The organism is Psychrobacter immobilis, from assembly GCF_904846175.1.
Classification (GTDB): domain Bacteria; phylum Pseudomonadota; class Gammaproteobacteria; order Pseudomonadales; family Moraxellaceae; genus Psychrobacter; species Psychrobacter immobilis_E.
Genome location: NZ_CAJGZM010000003.1, coordinates 282,362 through 301,957 on the forward strand (window position 1 = coordinate 282,362; position 19,596 = coordinate 301,957).

Genomic DNA, 19,596 nt, shown 5'->3' on the forward strand with positions numbered 1-19,596 from the left:
AGCAGAGGCGTAGTGATAAATTAGCGATAAACCAGCCATGATGAATCAGTGAGGCAAGTATGAATAGCGTAGAAAAAAGGGCAATCCTCGGGGTTGGTGGTATATTTGCCTTGCGGATGATCGGCTTGTTTATGATTGTGCCAGTATTTTCTGTCTATGGTGATAATTATGCGCATGCGACACCGTTTCTAATTGGTTTGGCGGTCGGTATTTATGGACTAGGGCAAGCCATTTTTCAAATCCCAATGAGTTTGGCGGCGGATAAGTTTCCACGTAAACCTATTATATTTTTAGGTCTGATATTATTTGCCCTCGGCGGTATAGTCGCTGCCAATGCGACTGATATTTATGAGGTCATTATCGGGCGCGCACTGGCAGGTAGTGGCGCGGTCTCGGCGGTATTAATGGCGCTGTTAGCAGACGTTACGCGCGAAGAGATGCGCACCAAAGCGATGGCGACGATGGGCTTGACCATTGCGACCTCTATTATGCTTGCGTTTGCCTTTGGGCCGTTATTAGTCGGCTCACTTGGTATTTCTGGACTTTTTTGGTTGACCGCAGGCTTTGCTGTTTTGGCAATGTTGTTATTATTGTTTGTGCCAACGCCGCTACGGGTACTCAAGCACAATTTGGATAATAAATCGATTGGTCAGCAGTTGGCAGAGGTCTTAAAAATTGGTGATTTAAATCGTTTGCACATTGGTATTTTTGCTCTGCATTTGACCATGACGGCTATTTTTGTCATTTTGCCGCATCAGCTTAATGAGGTAATGGGATTGTCGGTACGTCAGCAAGGTCTGGTGTATCTGCCGTTATTGTTTATAGGCTTTGCAGTTGCTTTGCCCTTTATTATCATCGCTGAAAAGAAACGTAAAATGCGCCAAGTATTCTTGGGCGCGATTGCATTGATGACTGCCGCTTTAGCGTTATTGGCGCTTGGTAGTCAGCTCGGTGTGGGGATTATTTTAGGGCTGCTGCTGTATTTTATGGGCTTTAACTTACTTGAAGCGACGATTCCATCGTGGATATCGAAGCGTGCGCCAGTTGCCAATAAAGCGACGGCAATGGGACTGAATTCATCGAGTCAGTTCTTTGGTGCCTTTGTCGGTGGGGCGATGGGTGGCTTATTATTGACCCAGCCAAATCTGCTGGCGTGGGGTATATTGGCCGTTATTATGGGCGCGGCATTGCTGCTGATTATTCCGATTGCCGATCCACCATATTTATCAAGTACCACCGTTACGATTCCTAAAGATATCAATATACAGGATTGGTCACGGCAAATGCTGGCGGTAGATGGCGTTGATGAGTTGGTCGTCATGGCAAAAGAGCAGGTCGCTTATTTAAAATTGGATAAGACACAGCTTACAGATTTGTCACGACAAGAGCTGTCGCATCTGGCACAAAGCCCCCTAGATATTTAAACAAAAATTGGTTAAAGTAAATTCATATTACTGATATTATTAATCAGTTTCATTTAATAGTTATTAAAATATTCATAAAACGATTTGTCAATAAAAGGACGATACTATGCGCGGAGTTAATAAAGTTATCATCATCGGTAACCTTGGAGCAGACCCCGAGGCACGCCAATTCAGTAATGGCGGTAGCGTGACCAACATTTCGGTTGCGACTTCAGAGCAGTGGACTGATAAGCAAAGCGGTGAAAAAAGAGAAGCAACGGAATGGCATCGCATTTCATTGTTTAATCGTCTAGGCGAAATCGCGGCGCAATATTTGCGTAAAGGCAGCAAGGTCTATATTGAAGGCAGTTTGCGTACGCGTAAATATCAAGATCCCAATGGTCAGGACCGTTATATCACCGAGATTCGTGCGGAGCAAATGCAAATGCTCGATGGCGCGACCGGCGGTAGTGGAGATGCTGGTGGTTTTGGTGGTCAAAGCTCAAATCAAGGTCAAGGTGGTTATGGCAATCAGGGTAGTGGCGGCTATAGCAATCAAGGCGGTCAAAACCAAGGTGGTCAGGGTAATTATGGTCAACCAGCGAGTAATCAGCAAAGTGGCTATAACCAAGGCGGCGCTCCAGCTTCGCAAGGTATGTCACAAGGCAACAATCAAAACAGCAGCCAAAACAGCTTTAATAATCAAAATCCGTCATCGCAAAATCAATTTAATAAACCAGCTCAAGCACCAGCACAGTCTAAACCGACAGCGATGCCAGATGGTCCTGTAGATGATGATATTCCTTTTTGAGGAATACATAAATGAATAATGCAGATTAAATTTAAGGGAGCCTATATTTATAGGCTCTTTTTTATGCTGCTGATTTTTGACTTATTTAAATAGTGATAAAGAGAAATACTTAAGATTTATAAAGTAATAATATTTGAATAATAGAGTTTTATTATAAATACTCATATAAAGTTAACTATCTTTTAAAACCGCTATAATTTAATAACATTTATGATTGTTATCTTATTATCAATGAATACCAATCAATACTTGTGATGGATTATATTTTTGTTTATATTACTGTTACTTACGATTTTTATTATTCATAAGTCATTAGTCGTCAGGCTATGTGATTTATAACCTTGATATAAAAGTGGAGATTATGATGAGCAAAAACAATTTCATTGATTTAAATGATCTAAACGTTGATGAGCTACGCGCTATTACCGAAAATGCCCAACAACTTATTGCGCAAAAACAACACCAGCGTTTATACGACGCTTATATGCAGTTTGAAAAAATCGCTGAAGAAAGCGATGCTAGCATTGAAGAGATTTTACAAGCGGGTGAGAAACTTGAGAAAAAACGTAGCATTAAATATCGCAATACGGATAATAATGAAGAAACGTGGACCGGTCGCGGACGTAAACCAACATGGTTGGTAGAGGCACTAGCAGCAGGTCGTAAATTGGAAGATTTTGCTATTTAGTCATTAAAAATATCTTGTTAAGCTCTCATGCTATTTAGCTTTAACGCGTCATTAATCATGATGGTTTAATAGATAAATCGATAGATAAAAGCCAGTCTCTTTATCGCCAGTATTTTGGTGCAAAGATACTGGCTTTTTTTCTGTCATCTGTATGCCATTGTTTGCTATGATAATGACGTTTTTGTCTTATATAAGAGTTAGCTAACCGTGCCTCAAGTATCCACGTCGTCTCACAAGCGTCCCCGCAAGCTCTGGTGGCTATTTGGCTTTGTATTATTTGCGCTATTTGCCGTTTTGCAAATGCCAGCAGCATGGCTACTTGAAAAATATGCTCCAGATACGCCTTATGTGCAACATGTGTCGGGCAACTTATGGCAAGGCTCGGCGATTTGGCAATTGCCCGTCTCAGCAACGCCGCTTACTGGCGCCGCTGAGTGGTCATGGCAGCCATGGCATTTATTATTGGGCAAATTAGGTGCAGAGGTTGATATCAGCTCAGAGCAGACCCGATTGAATGGTCAGGTTAAAGTAGGCACCAGCTCATGGCAAGTTCAAAATATGAGCGGTAAAATTGCTTCTGAAACTTTGGCCAGTGTGGTCGATTGGCAATTGCCTAATGCGCCTATTCAAGTTAATAACGTCTCATTAAAACGTCAGTCTGCTGCAAATTTCGCAGCAAGTACTTCAGGCGAAAACTCAGGTAAAAATGCGGCGGGCTTTAGTGAGGCGAGTGGCCAGCTGACTTGGGTTGGCGGTGAAGTCGGCTATCCTAGCGGCGGTAAGGTTTTTTATATCACCATGCCAGCGCTGCGTGCCGAGCTCAGCGCCGAGCAAAAGAACAATAAAAACCTGCTGCATATTAATCTTGTAAACAATCAAGATAAGCGCTTGGGCGACTTATATATTGATGGCGATAATATGCTAGATGTGAGCTTAACCCAGCGCCTACTAGAAAACATGCCCGAATATAAAGGACAAGCACCGCAAGATACACCCGTGGTCAGTGTGCGGCAGCCGCTGCTCGATGGTTTGGGGGCACGCTAGATGATGAATGTTGCCGATATCTCCAGCCGTTTAAAACCTATTATTAACACCCTAAATCGCTTTTCAGCGTGGTTATTGTTATTAGCGATTGTTTGGTTATGCTGGACAGCGGCGCGCTTACTGTGGCTGCTGCTGGCCGCTCCATTAGCGCCTGCATTACCGCTTGCTCCTTTACAAAGTACGGCGAACTCAAATACAGATTATAGTAGCTTATTTGCTATCTTTACTGACCCTGATCCTATCGCTGCTCCAGTCCAACCGCCGCCTAATATCGTGTTAAAAGGTGTGCTTATGGCCATACCAGAAAGTCTGTCTTCGGCAATGTTGGACGTCAATGGCGAAGTAAAAAATTACCGTATCGGTGACACCTTAAAAGATAGTGATTATACGTTGGTCGCCGTCGATTGGAATGAAGTCATTATTGCTGATGCCTATGATAAAGAAATCGTCATCAAAATGCCGGAAGCTATGCCACTTGATCAAAGTGCTATGCTGGCAGGTACGGTGAGTAATCAGCGCTTGCCAGATAATACTATGTCGCCAAACTTACCTAATACAGCGCCGCCGAACCAAGTTAATCCTGAGAGCGAGCCAAATGGCGAAGCAAGCAGCGCGGGTGAGCCGAAGTCGCCGATTGATGAAGCCGTCACTGAATTACAATCCAATCCCGCCAGTTATTTAAGTCGTATGGGTGTGATGGCGTCAGGTGAAAGTTATCAGGTCACAGCCGCCATGCCTGCTAAACTGCGTAATCGCTTAGGGCTAGAGCCGGGCGATAAGGTGTTGACTGTTAATGGTCAAAGCGTCGGCAGTAATCCTGGACAAGATGCCAACGTCTTGCAGCAAGCAAAACAATCTGGCGAAGCACAAATAGAAGTACAACGCGGCGATCAAGTCATTACTATTCGTCAGCAATTTTAAGCAAAAATTAGAAATCTTAGCTACTGGTTTTTTAAATAAAGCTTTGCGTGTTCTTATAGTTGGCAAACTGGCAAAAAATCATGAATGAGTTATTGAATTTAGTTCATATTACGTTCAGCAAACATTTTGTTTAGTACAAACGAAACTTAGCAAACACGAAACTTAGTACTCTTGAAACTTATTAATCATGCAACTTAGTATATTCGCGACATCACTGTAGGTAATTATCAATATGGTCAGTCTTCAAAATTTTTCGGTCACGCCTTTACACCATATTTTGCAGCGTTTGATGCGTCTGTGCCGTCCTCTATGCCTAGCTATTCCACTATGGGCGGCAAGTACGGGGCTAGTGAGTGCAGAAAGCTGGAAGGTCAATTTACAAGATGCCGATATTAAAGCTTTTATTAATGAAGTGGCGACCATTACCGATCAAAACTTTGTCCTTGATCCGCGCATTAACGGTAACGTCACCGTCATTTCTAACAAAGCATTGTCGCGTGATGAGATTTATCAGCTATTTTTAAGTGTGATGCAAGTCAACGGTATCGCTGCTATCGATTCTGGTACGACGATTAAGCTGGTACCTGATAATGTTGCCAAACAATCGGGTGTTGCAGTAGATTTACGGGGTGATAGTGTCGGTGAGACGCTAGCGACGCGAGTGATTTATTTGACCAATACCCAAGCCGCAGAAGTCCTCGGTGTCATTCGACCACTGATGCCGCAGTCCGCTCACGCAGCAGCAGTGCCGGGCGTTAATGCGCTAGTATTGTCTGATCGCGCCGATAGTCTTAATCAGCTTACGTCGCTTATCCGTGATTTAGACAGCAACGTCAATGACAGTTTGCAAGTGATACCGCTGCGTCATGTCGATGCTGAACGTATGATGGAGCTGATTAGTGCATTGGTGGCAAGTGCGGGTAGCGCGCAAGCCCAAGGTGGCAACAATCAGCTAAAAGTCATTGCTGATACTTCTAGCGATAGATTATTGGTAAAAGGCAGTCCTGAGATGATTGCCAAAGTCAAAGAGATGGTCAATCAGCTTGATACCACGCCAACCAGACGTTTGAGTGGTCTACGTGTTTTTCGCTTAAAATATGCCAGTGCCGGTCACATTGCAGAGATGCTGCGCGGCTTACTTGCCAGTCAATCTATTAATAGCTCTGGTGCGACATCAACCTTGGAGTCTGCTTCTTTAAATGATGCGGCTAGTACAGGCTCCTCACTCAATAGTGGCGGCGCTAGTGCGATTGCCAATAGTGCTACTAACAACACTACTGGCAATACTGGTGCAGCTTTATCCGCTAGCAGTTCGGGTGGTGCAGGCACCGGTATCGGTGGTCGACCTTTTAGTATTATCGCTGATGAAACCCAAAATGCCGTTATCGTTAATGCCGCGCCTGAGCTGATGTTTGAGATTGAAGATGCCGTCAATCAGCTCGATAGCCGTCGCGCACAAGTCTTGATTCAAGCGGCGATTGTTGAGGTATCAGGCGATGATGCTACTCAGCTTGGCGTACAGTGGGCGCTGGGTAATGCCAATAGTGGCTATGGCGTGGTGAATTTTAATAACGTTGGTGCGAGTGCCGTTTCACTTGCAGCAGCCGCCTTGTCAGGTGGTGCAGGTATCAGTGCCGCAGCAGGTTCGATTGCAGGGGCTTTAATTGGAATCGGTGATAGTAAGAAAGACAGCAAAGGCAATACTCAGTTTTATGGCGCTATCTTACAAGCACTTGATTCATCGACCAGTGCCAATTTGCTGTCGATGCCTTCGATTCTAACCTTGGATAATGAAAAGGCCAGTATTTTAGTTGGTCAAAACGTGCCTTTTGTCACCGGTTCTTATACCACAGGCAGTGATTCTTCGACCAACCCTTTCCAGACCATCGACCGTCAAGACATTGGTATTAATTTAAATGTCATTCCTCATATTGGTGAAAATGGCACTGTACGTTTAGAGGTTTCGCAAGAAGTCTCGTCGGTGGTACCGGGCAGCGCGGGCAATGCTAGCGGTCTTATTACCAATAAAAGCCTGATTAATACCACGATTTTAGCCGATGATCAGCAGACCATTGCATTAGGTGGTTTGATGCGCGATAACACCACTACACGCCAACAAAAAGTCCCCGGTTTGGGTAATGTTCCCTTGTTTGGTCGCCTGTTTCGCTCTGACAATGACACGACCCAAAAGAGTAACTTAATCATATTTTTACAACCAACTATCTTACGTGACGGTGGGGCTGTCGCTAGTGTAACTGAGCGCAAATACAATCAGATGCGTGTCCTGCAACTGGTTATCGACAAAAACGGTACGATTAAACAGTTGCCGCTTAGTGGTACAGAAGGTTGGAATGGTGATGTCAGTGCCGACTATGAGCTGATGCCGCTTAATCCTTTGGTGCCTAAACGTGACCAAACGCCAAAAACGTCTTCTCAAGGCTTTACCAAAGTAGATAGCCCAAGCAGCAGCGGTATCACGACTTATCCATTAAAGCGCTAAAAGCAAATGGCGTATGATTTACAAGTGACCTTCCTAAACTGTCACTCTTAAAATAATATTAAACCGAAATCATATTTAAATGTACGGCATGATATAGTTGCCGTACATTAGCTTGTGTATTCATAACACAGATAAACACAGTGAATCTTCAAGCGGCGTATAATCAAAGTGAATTTAGTAACATATTGCTTTTATAAACAATTTTCTATAGCTATGCTTAAGTTACTATAGTTTTGAATAGCATGATTTTTATAATAATAAGTGATTTTTAAGATAACAAGTAAAAACTAGCCAAAAAATATAGGCAAAAATAATGAGTAATTCTAACAATAACAATAATAATAATAAAAATAAATGGTTGACCTTAGGTGTGGTTGGTATAGCTCTGTTACTTATTCCGCGCCGCAGTAGCCTAAAGGCAGATAGAAAATTAGCAGATAACGCTAAAAAGAAAGTTAATAATAAGACGCCTAAAGAAGATGATTAAAGAATAGCAATCAGCACTAAAATAGTGGCTTTTATAGCTGCTCTTTGTATTGCTGATAAAAATATATTTCTATTGAAAAAACGTTATAAAAATAATTAAATTGGGAGTCTATTGATGACTGCGATTGATGCCTCATTTAACGCTAATGAGAAACTACCCACCATTTACCCTTTAGTCGACACCCATACGCATTTTGATGCACCAGTTTTTGACGTTGATAGAAATCAGCAACTACAAAAGGCTTATCAGCAAGGCGTACGCCATCTGGTGTTGGTGGGGTATTTACACCGGCATTTTGACCGTTTATACGAAACTAAAGAATTTATTAATAAACAGCCGCACTCTATGATAGAGAAGGCGACTGAGCAAAAAGAAACACCTGTTAATGCGCATATTGCCTTAGGTTTACATCCTTTTTATATAGAGCAGCATACTGAGGCGCATCTAAAAAGTATGGCGCAGATGCTGGATAAAGAGCGTCCTTTGGCCATTGGTGAAATCGGCTTTGATACTTTTACTGAGGAAATGAAACAGCCTGAGATGTTTGCAAAGCAAGAGTATTTTTTTAAGGCACAACTGGACATGGCGGTTAGGCACAAGTTACCGGTGATGTTGCATATTCGTAAAGCGCACGCTGAGGCGTTGGCTTTATTAAAAACGCATGACTATGATGCGCATAAGCTTGGCGGTATTGCTCATAGTTTTAGTGGTGGCGAGCAAGAGGCGAAAGCATTTGCAAAACTGGGCTTTAAGCTTGGGGTGACTGGTCAAGTGACCAATCCAAATGCCAAGAAGTTACGCCGCGCGATTCAGGCAGCTGTCGATACTTACGGCATTGACTGTTTGGTGATTGAAACGGACTGCCCGGATATGACGCCTATTATGTGTCAGGATTTTGGCAGTAGTCAGTCGGCGCTCGGACAAAGCCCAGATAATGAATGGGGCGATGCGCCGGCTCATAATAGAAATGTTCCCGCTAACTTACCTTATGTATTAAGTAGCTTAAGTGAGCTACTCGATGTACCGCTGGCGATTTTAGCTGAGAAATTGTGGCACAACAGTTGCAACGCTTTGCGCACCGATTGGCGTTATACAATCTAGTAATAGCAAAAGATATTGATTGATAATAGAAATTCTTTAACCGAGCTTTAATTTGTTATGAGTGAAAAAGTGCAATTACAGCAGAACAGAACAACAAAGTCAGATACTTTAACTAGTCTAGTTGATTCAGATGTCATTGATAACAGTGAGCGCCAAATTATTTCTGAAAGCTCTGATATGACTGATGATTCTAATGAGCAGTATGAGCGCCGCTTTAAAGGTACGCAAACCCTCTATGGCGCATCTGCTGTCGATACTTTTGCTGCAGCGCATGTTTATGTGATTGGTGTCGGTGGTGTTGGTTCTTGGGCAGCAGAAGCGCTCGCTCGCACCGCAGTTGGCACTATTACTTTGATTGATTTAGATATATTGGTTGCTTCTAATGTCAATCGTCAGCTGCCAGCGTTAGACAGCACCTTTGGGCAAAGTAAGATTGCGGCGATGGCGACCCGCATCCGCGAGATTAACCCAAAAGTAACGCTACATTTGATAGATGATTTTTTGACTCCTGAGAACGTTGGGGCATTACTGCCCAGTCGCGCGCAAGCTAAAGCGGCGGCGCAAAACAATCCGATTGTGATTTTAGATTGCGTCGATGACATGAACGCCAAGCTTGCCATCGCGCTGCATTGCCGCTTTAATAAATTAAAATTGGTTTGTGCGGGCGGGGCGGGCGGTAAAATAGACCCAAGCCAGATTAAGGTGAGCGATTTACGCGACAGTTATCAAGATCCATTATTGGCTAAGTTACGCAATAAACTGCGTCACGAAAAAGGCATCAATAGTGCGCTTAAAGAAAAGTTTGGCATCAAATGCGTTTATTCGACAGAGCCACCGCGCGTCGATAAAAGTTGCCAGACAGGCGGTTTGCACTGCGGCGGCTATGGCTCGGCGGTTGTCGTTACTTCGGTGGTCGCGATGCTAATGGTAAGCGAGGCATTACAATTATTGCTTAAGCAGGCGGCGGTTAAGCCAAGCGTCTGATACGAATTAACGGAGTCCATTTTGTCTACATCTAATTTGCCAAAAAACGGTTATCCCATCGCAGCCGATGAAGTTGAGCGTATCAATAAGCTTAAAAAATATCAGGTACTTAATAATAATGAGGAACCTGCTTTTGCGCGTTTAACCGCACTTGCTAAACTATTCTTTAATATGCCCATAGTCACCATCACTTTTATGGACGAAGAAACCCAGTATCTAAAATCGGTACATGGGCTTGGCGGTATTTGTACGACAACGCGCAAAGTCGCTATTTGCAATTATACCGTGCTGTCGGATGAGGTCTTTGTTGTCCCTGATTTGACAAAGGATAGCCGCTTTGGCCAAAATCCCTTGATAACGGAATCACCGCATCTGCGTTTTTATGCTGGCGCGCCGATTATTATGCATGAGGATGGCAAAACTTACCGTTTAGGCTCATTGTGCTTGATGGATATACAACCGCATCATGATTTTACAGATAAGGATGCAAAGATATTAGCGCAGTTTGCCGCTATGGCTGCCGATGCTTTGCAGCTCCAAGACCAACAGCGCCATGCGAAACATGCCAATGAGATGAAGTCTGAGTTTTTGGCCAATATGAGTCATGAGATTCGTACCCCAATGAATGGCATTATTGGCATGGTTGAGATGTTAAGTGAAACCAAGCTCAGTGCTGAGCAACAAGAATATGTTGATAATATCAAAGTCTCAAATGAGCATTTGCTGGCGATTATCAACGGTATCTTAGATTTATCAAAAGTAGAATCGGGCAAAATGACCATCGATTCTATTCCGATGAATCTCTCGAGCCTTTGTAATGAAGTGGTGAGCTTATTTGCTGTTAAAGCCCGTCAGCGCGGCTTGATTTTAGATTATCATTATACAGAATCACTGTCGCCTTATATCAAAGGTGATCCGGTAAGGCTCAAACAAGTGATGGTCAATTTGGTCAATAATGCCATCAAATTCACCCGTGAGGGTGGTCGAGTGACGATTGACGTTAAGCATATGCAAAACAATCCTTGTGAGGATAAATATAATTGCCATGGCTCTACAGGTTATGAAGAAAGTTTATTAGAACAGCGTATAGATAATGATAATAGCGTTCATTACGACACCGATGATAGTGGCATGGTTCATTATAAAGGCATGACATTATGTATCGAAGTGACGGATACCGGCGTCGGCATCAAGCCTGAATCATTGGAAGCGATCTTTGACGCTTATGATCAGGCCAATAAATCGACCCATCGCCTTTATGGCGGGACAGGACTTGGCTTGTCTGTTTGTAAGTCTTTAGTTGAGTTGATGGGTGGCTATATCGAAGTGGACAGTGCCGTCGGTATTGGGACGACCTTTACTGTATTGCTGCCGTTACCTACTATCGATAACGGCGCTTATGAGAAATGGCAAGATTCAAATGACTTTGGTATGGCAGAACCCAGTCATGAGCTTATCGGTCATATCTTGCTCGTCGAAGATGATAGCGTTAACGCCATGATTGCCAAAAAAGCGCTCAATAATAGCGGTCATACGGTCACTCATGTCACCGATGGGCAACAAGCGATTGAGATTTTTGCTTTAAATCCTGAGTTGTATGATGTTATCTTGATGGATCATCATATGCCGATTATGGATGGTGTACAGGCAACTATTAAACTGCATGAGCTTTATGATCCACAAGAGCTACCACCTATTATCGCCTTGACCGCCAATGCGATGGATGGCGAGCGCAAAAAATACCTTGATGTCGGTATGCAGGATTATTGCACCAAGCCATTTAAACAAGAACAGCTTAATGCGTTGGTGCAATATTGGCTAATGCATAAGCAATCAATGGAAGAATAGTTCTTAACCTAAAAATGCATTATTAAAAATAAAAAAGCTTAACCGCTAATAAGTGGTTAAGCTTTTTTATTTTTAATAATGCATATAGAACTTCAAGACGCTTAGCTAACGCGCGTTTGATAATCACCGGTGCGCGTATCAACACGGACAACTTCGCCTTGCTGGACAAATAATGGCACACGTACCACCGCACCTGTCTCTAGGGTTGCAGGTTTGCCGCCACCACCTGACGTATCACCGCGGACACCAGGATCGGTTTCGGTAATTTGCAATTCAACAAAGTTAGGCGGAGTAACTGATAACGGCAAACCATTGAATAAAGTAATGGTGCAAAGGGCGTTACTGTTCTCTTTTAACCATTTTAGCGCATCACCAATCGCGGTTTTGTCGGCTTGTAATTGCTCAAAACTCTCAGGGTGCATAAAGTGCCAAAACTCACCATCGTTATAAAGATAGTTCATTTCAGTATCGATAACATCCGCCGCCTCTAAGCTATCGCCTGATTTAAACGTCTGCTCAAGCACACGACCACTGCGTAGGTTGCGCATTTTGACACGGTTAAAGGCTTGCCCCTTACCAGGTTTGACAAACTCATTTTCTAGAATGGCATACGGATTGCCATCGAGCATGACTTTGAGACCAGCTTTAAATTCGTTAGTAGAAAAACTTGCCACGGAACACTCCTAAGGGTTGTAAGTATTGTCATCAATAATTGGATGTGGGGGTTGCGCCTTGCTGTGCTAAAACCGCCTATGACGCTCAAGGTTTTATGAATAATTCGTACGCTTTGATAGCGGACGCACTAAGAGCGTATAATATCGGCTTTTGGGCACAGGTATAAGGTTGTCATGATAAACCATTTAATCACACAAAAAAACTGGCAAACGCAATTATCCGAAGCGATAACCTCTATTGATGAGCTGCTCGAGCTGTTAAAGCTAGAATCACTGCGCTCAGAGATCTATATACCTGAGCACTTTCAGCTGCGTGTACCACGAGGTTTTGTGGCAAAAATGACCATCGGTGACAGTCAGGATCCTTTGCTCAAACAAGTATTGCCCCATAAAAAAGAACAAATCGCTGTGACCGGTTACGTGGCAGATCCCTTAAGTGAAAATACGCACAATCCGGTGAAAGGTTTATTGCATAAATATCAATCAAGAGTATTGTTAACGATTACCGGTGCCTGTGCGATTCATTGTCGTTATTGCTTTCGCCAGCATTTCGACTATAGCGCCAATATGCCAACCGCCGATGCCAAAGAGCATATTATCAACTATATCAGCGCCCATCCTGAAATCAATGAGGTGATTTTGAGCGGCGGCGACCCATTAAATGTCACCAACAGACGCTTATTTGCTTGGCTCGATATCTTAGAAGCGATTCCACAACTGACCACAATTAGGCTGCATACTCGTTTGCCATTGGTCATTCCAGCGCGTCTAGATGAGGCGCTATTGGATAGGCTGTCGCAAAGTCGCTGCCAAATCGTGATGGTGATTCATTGTAACCATGCTAATGAAATTGATGCGCTAACTGCTGAATATTTGCAACGTGCGCGCGCGGCTGGCGTCACCTTATTAAACCAAGCGGTACTATTAAAGCATATCAATGATAGTGTAGCGGTGCAAACGGCACTCAATCAGCGCTTGTTTGCGGCTGGAGTACTGCCTTATTATCTGCATGTGTTAGATAAAGTGGCAGGCGCGGCTCATTTTGATAGTGACGAGCGCGCCGCGATTGCGCTTTATTGGTCGTTACTTGCAATATTGCCTGGTTATTTAGTGCCAAAATTGGTCAGAGAGTTGCCAAATAAGCCCTTTAAAGTACCGATTAATATTTACAATGAGGCCTAAAATGGGCAATATAGGGTATTAAAAATTTAGTGAACAAATAACGATTAAAATTTTTGCCTCTGATGAATCATTAGTATGTCAGTTAGTTCTCATGTGCAGAATTAATGTTGCTCATGCAAATAACGCATTAAATGTCCATAAACCTATTGATAACGTGCGTAATTACTAAGGATAGTAATGGTAAATTTATCGACGTTTCAACAATATCTAAATACTGATGCGCCCACACTGCAGGCATTGACGAAGTCGCTTAATTTAACGCAATCAATGAATAGCGATGAGCAGCATTTGCGTAAATGGGCGTTGCTATTGCCTATGCAAACAGAGGCGCAGCAAATAGAGCAGCTAGAACAAGTGCTCACAGAATTGCGCGTGGCAAATATAGATGATCGGCAGCGCCTGACATTGCTCAGTATGGTGATCGATGCCGCCAATCAGCTGATTGCAACGTTACGTCAGCATTATATATATGAAACAGCGGCTTTTAACGATTATCAGCTCGGTTATGTGGCACAGGTTAAGTCGCTGTATTATTTAATAATTATGGTATATGATGGCGTCATACAGCGAGAGAATGCTTTTCTAGCAGATAAACAGCAGCAACCATCATCCAATCTTTGGCAGCGCTATTTTACTAATGAAAGATCCTCACCGATTACTTTGGCCGTCGCTAGCTATCAGACGCTGCTGATCTATCAAAAGCTGTTGTTTGAAGACGCACTTTGTTATCAAAAGCCCGCCGCCTATTTATGGTCCAATATCAATCAGCTGTATTATAGGGCTTGCCAACAGCATACCGTTAATATTGACTTAAACCCTTATATCATTACCCACTGTGCGGATAATATTCATCGATTATATAGTCAGCTATGCTTGCATAGTTTATTGAACGTACGCGCTATGCGCCGAGCCAATATTTTAGTGGTACAGCGTTTGCTACTAGAGTGGAGCGAGCATCTCGTCACCTCCGTAGAGCCGCAGACTGAGACAAAGGTATTTGTTAATTTGCACAGTGACAATCCACCGACGTATTTGACCGCTCATTCTGCCATCAACCCCTACGACGCCCATCACGATTGTGTGTTTATAGAACTGGCACCGCTAATCGTCTATTTAAAATCACGGTCTCTCAAACTCATCGAGGAAGGTCGAGAAGGGGTTGAGTGTTATTTACTGAACACTATCGCCATGACGTTAAGCTACCGCTATATCCAGCCGCCATTGACGCTACCCATCAAACAAAGTGCCGCACAAGAGGCACAGCTCATTACTGGCTTTAATAATATTCACTATCGACTTAGTAGTGAGCAAAGCTTATCAATGTTGATTTGCGCCAAAAACCTACCTGACCAGCAGCAGCCTCGCTATGACACCTTGCCAAAAAAACAGTCTGCCAATACCATTTCTCCTAATACAATATTCAGGGTAGAAACGTTTGATAGCCATAATGACTTGTCCGACTTTCGCACCTTGCGCCTTCTAATAGATTCAGAAGAGCCAGATGTCGGTGTAAGCAATGATGGAAAAACTACGCCTAAAGCAAAATATAGCGGCAAAAAAGGAGGAGATACAGTAGATTTTGCAGAAAATGACGTGCTAGATGTTATTGCACCGCCGCCATTGAGAATCATGAGTCTTTTCTTATTATGTCGCTCTGATAAATCAGCCTCACATGAGTGTTCAATAGGAGTGGTGCGCTGGTTAGATATGGACCGTGAAAAGCCTGAACTTGATTGGCAAGTCCTTGGCCATCAGCTCATCGCTTGTGGTATTCGCCTGCAAGATAGAGACAGTCGCAGTCGCCATTTTGTACCCGCGTTTGTCATCGGTGACGATGAGCAGCTACAGACTGATTGTAGTCTCATAGTACCCACCTCTTATTTTCAAGAAGGTGATAAAGTCATGATGCGTATCAATACCAAACAAAAAACGCTGCGTTTAGGGCGGCGTCTGTTGACGACTGATGAGTTTAGCCAATATGAAGTGGTGCAACTTTAAACGGTTATCCCTAAATGCTTTAGGTAAATTTGGGACAGTCAATACTTAAGAATTTATAATAGGTTAAGCGTATTTGGTTTAAGTTTGTTTAATAGTTTATAACATAGCATTGCAATTGTAACTTAAGCAGCAGTGAGTTAAATTATTGTTTATAATGACGAAACTGCTCCTATGATTTAAAAGGCCTCCTATGCGTACTCAGTCCATCTTAAACCTATTAGTCATCGATGCTGACCAGCTTTATGCAGAGCGTCTTGTCGACTTGTTAGGTTCATATTACGATAGTGTGAACTTAGGTTTTTTGGATGATAAGGAAGAGCTGTTAAAGTCGCTACGTCAACCATGGGATGTGTTGGTTTTTGGTCAGGCTTATGATATGAACTTTACCGATGTAGTCGGTATCATTCAAGAGCAAAATATTGACTTACCCTCAGTTTGCTTGATAAATAAAGACACTGCGGCCAACGCTCATAATGAAGAAGGCTTGCCATCAATTGTAAATAGCACGATGGTTAAGGCACTTTGTGCGGAGGAGGAAACCGCCGTTATTATGTCTATTTGCTTGCTGCATGATAATTTGCTTGCTCGTCGCCAGCTTACAACCCTACGTCATGTACTGTCTGGGGCCGAACAACGCGCAAACGTGCTCATTAAAAACTCAAAAAGTGCCGTCGCTTATATCGATCAAGGTATTCATATTTTTGCTAATGACCCATATTTGCAACTATTTGGTTTTGAGTCTTTAAATGATGCGATAGGTGTTCCCGTTGTTGACTTAATTTCTGGCGGAGAGAATGTAAAAGGCTTTAAGCAGTTTCTGCGTCAATTTGAGAAAGGCAGTCGTAAAGACGTTGAGTTTAACTTTGAAAGCAAGCGCACCGATGGCAGTACGTTTGAGGCAAAATTACAGTTAGCTTCGGCAACTCTGGACGGTGAACCGGTCACCCAAATTATTATTCAGCAAAACAACAGCAATAGCGCCGAAGTTGCGAAGCGCTTGGCAGAGGCTGAGCGTAAGGATAGCTTAACGGGTATTGATAATCGCCGCAGCTTTGAAGAGCAGTTGGCAACGCTCTATCAACAGGCAAAACAAGGCGCGTTGACAGCAGGGTTACTCTACATTCAGCTTGATAATATTGGTAAAATCAGAAGTAGTTTGGGTTTACAAGGCGTCGATATCACCGTTCAGCAAGTCGCTTATGCCTTAGATAAACTGGTAACAGACGAGATCGTGGAAGGAAACCATGTCAGTCGTTTTAGTGACACGGCTTTTACGGTGTTGGTAGAGAATCAAACCAGCGCCGCGCTTGAACAACTGGCTGAGAAAATCGTTTTGACCATCAGTGAGATGTTGATCGAGGTTGATAAGCGGACGACAAATACCACGGCAAGTATTGCTATCGTTAAGATAGAGAAAAATACCCCTGAGCCAAGAGTGTTGCTTGAGCGGGCGCTAGATGCCATCAGTCAGATTATGATTGAGACTTCCAACCATGGCGGAACCTATCATTTATACGACGCCAGTGAACATGCCAATAGTGATGATCATGCCCTTGCCGAATCTTTAGTCGATGCTATTGCCAACAATCGCTTTGAGCTGTCATTCCAGCCGATCTATGATATTAATAACGATCGCAGTGATTTCTTTGAAGTATATCTGCGCTTGCCACTGGCAGATGCAGACAATACGGTATTAACCCCTGATCAGTTTATGGCAGTGGCTAAAGCGCATAAACTGCTTGAAAAAATAGATCGCTGGATACTTATTAACGCCTGTAAGAAAATCAATGAGGTACGTAAATCCCATCCGGATGCGCGCTTATTGGTGCAACTGACCAATGCTTCATTGATAGATAAAAAACTGCCGAGCGTTGCCAGTCAACTAATCAATGCGGTAGGCGGTAAAGCGGCTGCATTAACCTTACAGTTTAATGAAAAAGACATTGCTGACCATTTAACCGTGGCAAAATCGCAATTTGCAGCCCTTAGTCAAGTTAACTGTCAGCTTGGTATCAATAATTTTGGTTCATCAGCTAAGTCGGTTGAACTTGCTAACTTTGTGCAACCTGATATGGTGCGCCTAGCTCGCAGCTATGTAGAAGGCATTGATAACCCTGAGAACTTAGAAACGGTCAAAGCACTTATCGCTCGTACGAGTGAGATTAATGTTGATGTCTTGATGCCTTATATTGAGGATGCCGCGACCATGTCGGTTGCTTGGAGCGTGGGCGCACGCTATCTACAGGGTTATTATTTAGAAGGGCCTAGCAATAGCATAAAAGTATCAGGCGAGAGTTAAATCTGGCTAAATAAGTAGATTCAACTTTTAGCAACTACACATATATTTTCTATCCAGTGCTATGTATGTTTGTCAATCTTTACCTTGTATTATAGTCGAGCTAGACGCATACATAGCCAACGCCCCTCAATGAAAGATTACCACAACATGTCTATTGTCAAAAAATATCAATTAGGCGCTATGTTTGCCGCTTTGTTATTGCTCAGTGCTTGTGAAAAAACACCCCCTGATTATCGCGCTCCTGTGACATTACCACTATATACTGAGGGTGATGCTGATAATGGGGCACTGATATATCAAGATGCTTGCGGTCAGTGTCATCAGCTAAATCCTGGACTCAATAAAAAAGGTCCGCAGTTGATGAATATTTACGGTGCGCACGCAGGAGCGCTAGAAGACTACACCTATAGTGAAGGGCTTAAGACATCAGGTTGGGTATGGGATGCTGAGACGCTTGATGCTTATATCGCTGATGCCGAGAAAGCCGTGCCAGATTCAAAAATGCTTTCAGACCCGATGCCAGATGCTAAGGAACGTGCTGATGTGATTGCTTATTTATCAACGCTGCGGGCACCAGTACCAACAACTGATGATATAAAATAATGTTTAAATTAACAGGATTTATTTCATAAACCATTCCTTTGAAAAATGAGCCAAGAATCGATAATGAGCCATACTGCTAACGACTATCTTTATAATCAGCAACAAATTGCTCAGTTAATGACCCAATTAAATCAAATCGTCCTAGACAAACCGCAAGTAGTTAAACTGGCACTTAGCGGTATCTTGGCAGGCGGGCATCTGTTGCTACAAGATTTACCGGGTATGGGTAAAACGACCTTGGCGCAAGGTTTGGCACAACTACTCGGTTTGAGTTTTAGCCGCGTGCAGTTTACCAATGACATGCTACCAGCCGATATTTTGGGTATGAGTATCTTTGATCAAAGTAAACAGCAGTTTGAGTTTCGCTCTGGGCCAATTTTTACTCAGCTGTTACTCGCTGATGAGATTAACCGCTCAAGTCCTAAGACCCAAAGTGCATTATTAGAGGCGATGGAGGAGCGACAAGTAACGCAAGATGGGCAAACCTATCCATTGCCGCAGCCGTTTTTTGTCATTGCTACCCAAAACCCATTGCAGCAAGCGGGCGTCTATCCGCTTCCTGAATCGCAGCTTGATCGGTTTCTATTGTGTTTGTCACTCGGTTATCCATCGCCTGCTGCAGAGCGCGAGCTGCTAAAAGGTCAAGACCGCCGTGCGTTATTAAAGGAGTTGCCTGCGGTACTTGATACCGAAGCGGTATTATTAGCGCAGCAAGGGGTTAAGCAGGTATACGTCGCTGATGTGGTATTAGATTATTTGCAAAGGCTGGTCGCTAAGACACGCGCAAGCCAAGAGTATCATGGCTTATCACCGCGTGGTGTGCTGTCGCTACAGCGTGCGGCACAGGCTCATGCTTATGTGTCAGGGCATATGGAGGTAACGCCTGAGGATATCCAAGCGGTATTTGCTGCTGTTACGGATCATCGCCTCGGGCAGCGCTTTGTACCGGCGCATGTGACTGGTGGACAAGCGACGCAAACCATCGCCCAACGTATATTGGTAGATGTGGCTGTCGTTGTTTAATCGTTTAAATTTTTTTATGGTAAGGATAGG

General features: G+C 43.4%; 16 protein-coding genes. 15 read left to right on the forward strand and 1 reads right to left on the reverse strand.

What is annotated here, in order from left to right:
* Positions 1-59 precede the first annotated feature (59 nt).
* The 10 genes from JMW39_RS05815 (at position 60) to JMW39_RS05860 (ending at position 11,787) form a co-directional block, all read left to right on the forward strand.
* Entirely contained in the window at positions 60-1,424 is a 1,365-nt protein-coding gene (locus JMW39_RS05815; protein WP_201544730.1) for an MFS transporter, read from the forward strand.
* A 106-nt stretch (positions 1,425-1,530) separates the two neighbouring features.
* Positions 1,531-2,214: a single-stranded DNA-binding protein gene (gene ssb / locus JMW39_RS05820; RefSeq protein ID WP_201544731.1), complete on the forward strand. Its 684-nt coding sequence runs from the start codon at positions 1,531-1,533 to the stop codon at positions 2,212-2,214.
* A 364-nt stretch (positions 2,215-2,578) separates the two neighbouring features.
* Positions 2,579-2,902, forward strand: coding sequence for an H-NS family nucleoid-associated regulatory protein (locus JMW39_RS05825; RefSeq protein ID WP_201544732.1), 324 nt, complete (start codon positions 2,579-2,581; stop codon positions 2,900-2,902).
* Between the two features lie 207 nt (positions 2,903-3,109).
* Positions 3,110-3,946 (forward strand): type II secretion system protein N, encoded by an 837-nt coding sequence (gene gspN, locus JMW39_RS05830; protein WP_201544738.1) that lies wholly within the window; start codon positions 3,110-3,112, stop codon positions 3,944-3,946.
* Positions 3,947-4,867: a type II secretion system protein N gene (locus JMW39_RS05835; protein WP_227679410.1), complete on the forward strand. Its 921-nt coding sequence runs from the start codon at positions 3,947-3,949 to the stop codon at positions 4,865-4,867.
* Between the two features lie 232 nt (positions 4,868-5,099).
* A complete protein-coding gene (gspD, locus tag JMW39_RS05840; RefSeq protein WP_201544739.1) occupies positions 5,100-7,367 on the forward strand; it encodes a type II secretion system secretin GspD in 2,268 nt (755 codons plus the stop codon).
* Positions 7,368-7,680: 313 nt separating this feature from the next.
* On the forward strand, positions 7,681-7,854 hold the full coding sequence (locus JMW39_RS05845) for a hypothetical protein (protein WP_201544740.1): 174 nt from the start codon (positions 7,681-7,683) through the stop codon (positions 7,852-7,854).
* A gap of 114 nt (positions 7,855-7,968) precedes the next feature.
* Positions 7,969-8,955, forward strand: coding sequence for a TatD family hydrolase (locus JMW39_RS05850; RefSeq protein ID WP_201544741.1), 987 nt, complete (start codon positions 7,969-7,971; stop codon positions 8,953-8,955).
* Between the two features lie 177 nt (positions 8,956-9,132).
* On the forward strand, positions 9,133-9,939 hold the full coding sequence (locus tag JMW39_RS05855) for a ThiF family adenylyltransferase (protein WP_201544976.1): 807 nt from the start codon (positions 9,133-9,135) through the stop codon (positions 9,937-9,939).
* Between the two features lie 21 nt (positions 9,940-9,960).
* On the forward strand, positions 9,961-11,787 hold the full coding sequence (locus JMW39_RS05860; RefSeq protein WP_227679415.1) for a GAF domain-containing hybrid sensor histidine kinase/response regulator: 1,827 nt from the start codon (positions 9,961-9,963) through the stop codon (positions 11,785-11,787).
* A gap of 101 nt (positions 11,788-11,888) precedes the next feature.
* Here JMW39_RS05860 and efp read toward each other — a convergent pair whose 3' ends face one another.
* Positions 11,889-12,461 carry an elongation factor P gene (efp, locus tag JMW39_RS05865; protein ID WP_201544742.1) on the reverse strand — a complete coding sequence of 191 codons (573 nt, stop codon included), beginning with the start codon at positions 12,459-12,461 and terminating at the stop codon, positions 11,889-11,891.
* 174 nt (positions 12,462-12,635) lie between these two features.
* Here efp and epmB point away from each other — a divergent pair, with 174 nt between their 5' ends.
* From epmB to JMW39_RS05890, 5 genes are all read left to right on the forward strand, one after another.
* Complete coding sequence (gene epmB, locus JMW39_RS05870) at positions 12,636-13,643, forward strand: EF-P beta-lysylation protein EpmB (protein WP_201544743.1); 1,008 nt, start codon at positions 12,636-12,638, stop codon at positions 13,641-13,643.
* 177 nt (positions 13,644-13,820) lie between these two features.
* Entirely contained in the window at positions 13,821-15,641 is a 1,821-nt protein-coding gene (locus JMW39_RS05875) for a hypothetical protein (protein ID WP_201544744.1), read from the forward strand.
* A 190-nt stretch (positions 15,642-15,831) separates the two neighbouring features.
* On the forward strand, positions 15,832-17,940 hold the full coding sequence (locus tag JMW39_RS05880; protein WP_201544746.1) for an EAL domain-containing protein: 2,109 nt from the start codon (positions 15,832-15,834) through the stop codon (positions 17,938-17,940).
* 147 nt (positions 17,941-18,087) lie between these two features.
* Positions 18,088-18,543: a c-type cytochrome gene (locus tag JMW39_RS05885; protein WP_201544748.1), complete on the forward strand. Its 456-nt coding sequence runs from the start codon at positions 18,088-18,090 to the stop codon at positions 18,541-18,543.
* Positions 18,544-18,606: 63 nt separating this feature from the next.
* The gene (locus JMW39_RS05890) at positions 18,607-19,566 is read left to right on the forward strand and encodes an AAA family ATPase (RefSeq protein ID WP_201544750.1); all 960 of its coding nucleotides are present in this window, start codon (positions 18,607-18,609) and stop codon (positions 19,564-19,566) included.
* The last annotated feature ends 30 nt before the right edge of the window (positions 19,567-19,596 follow it).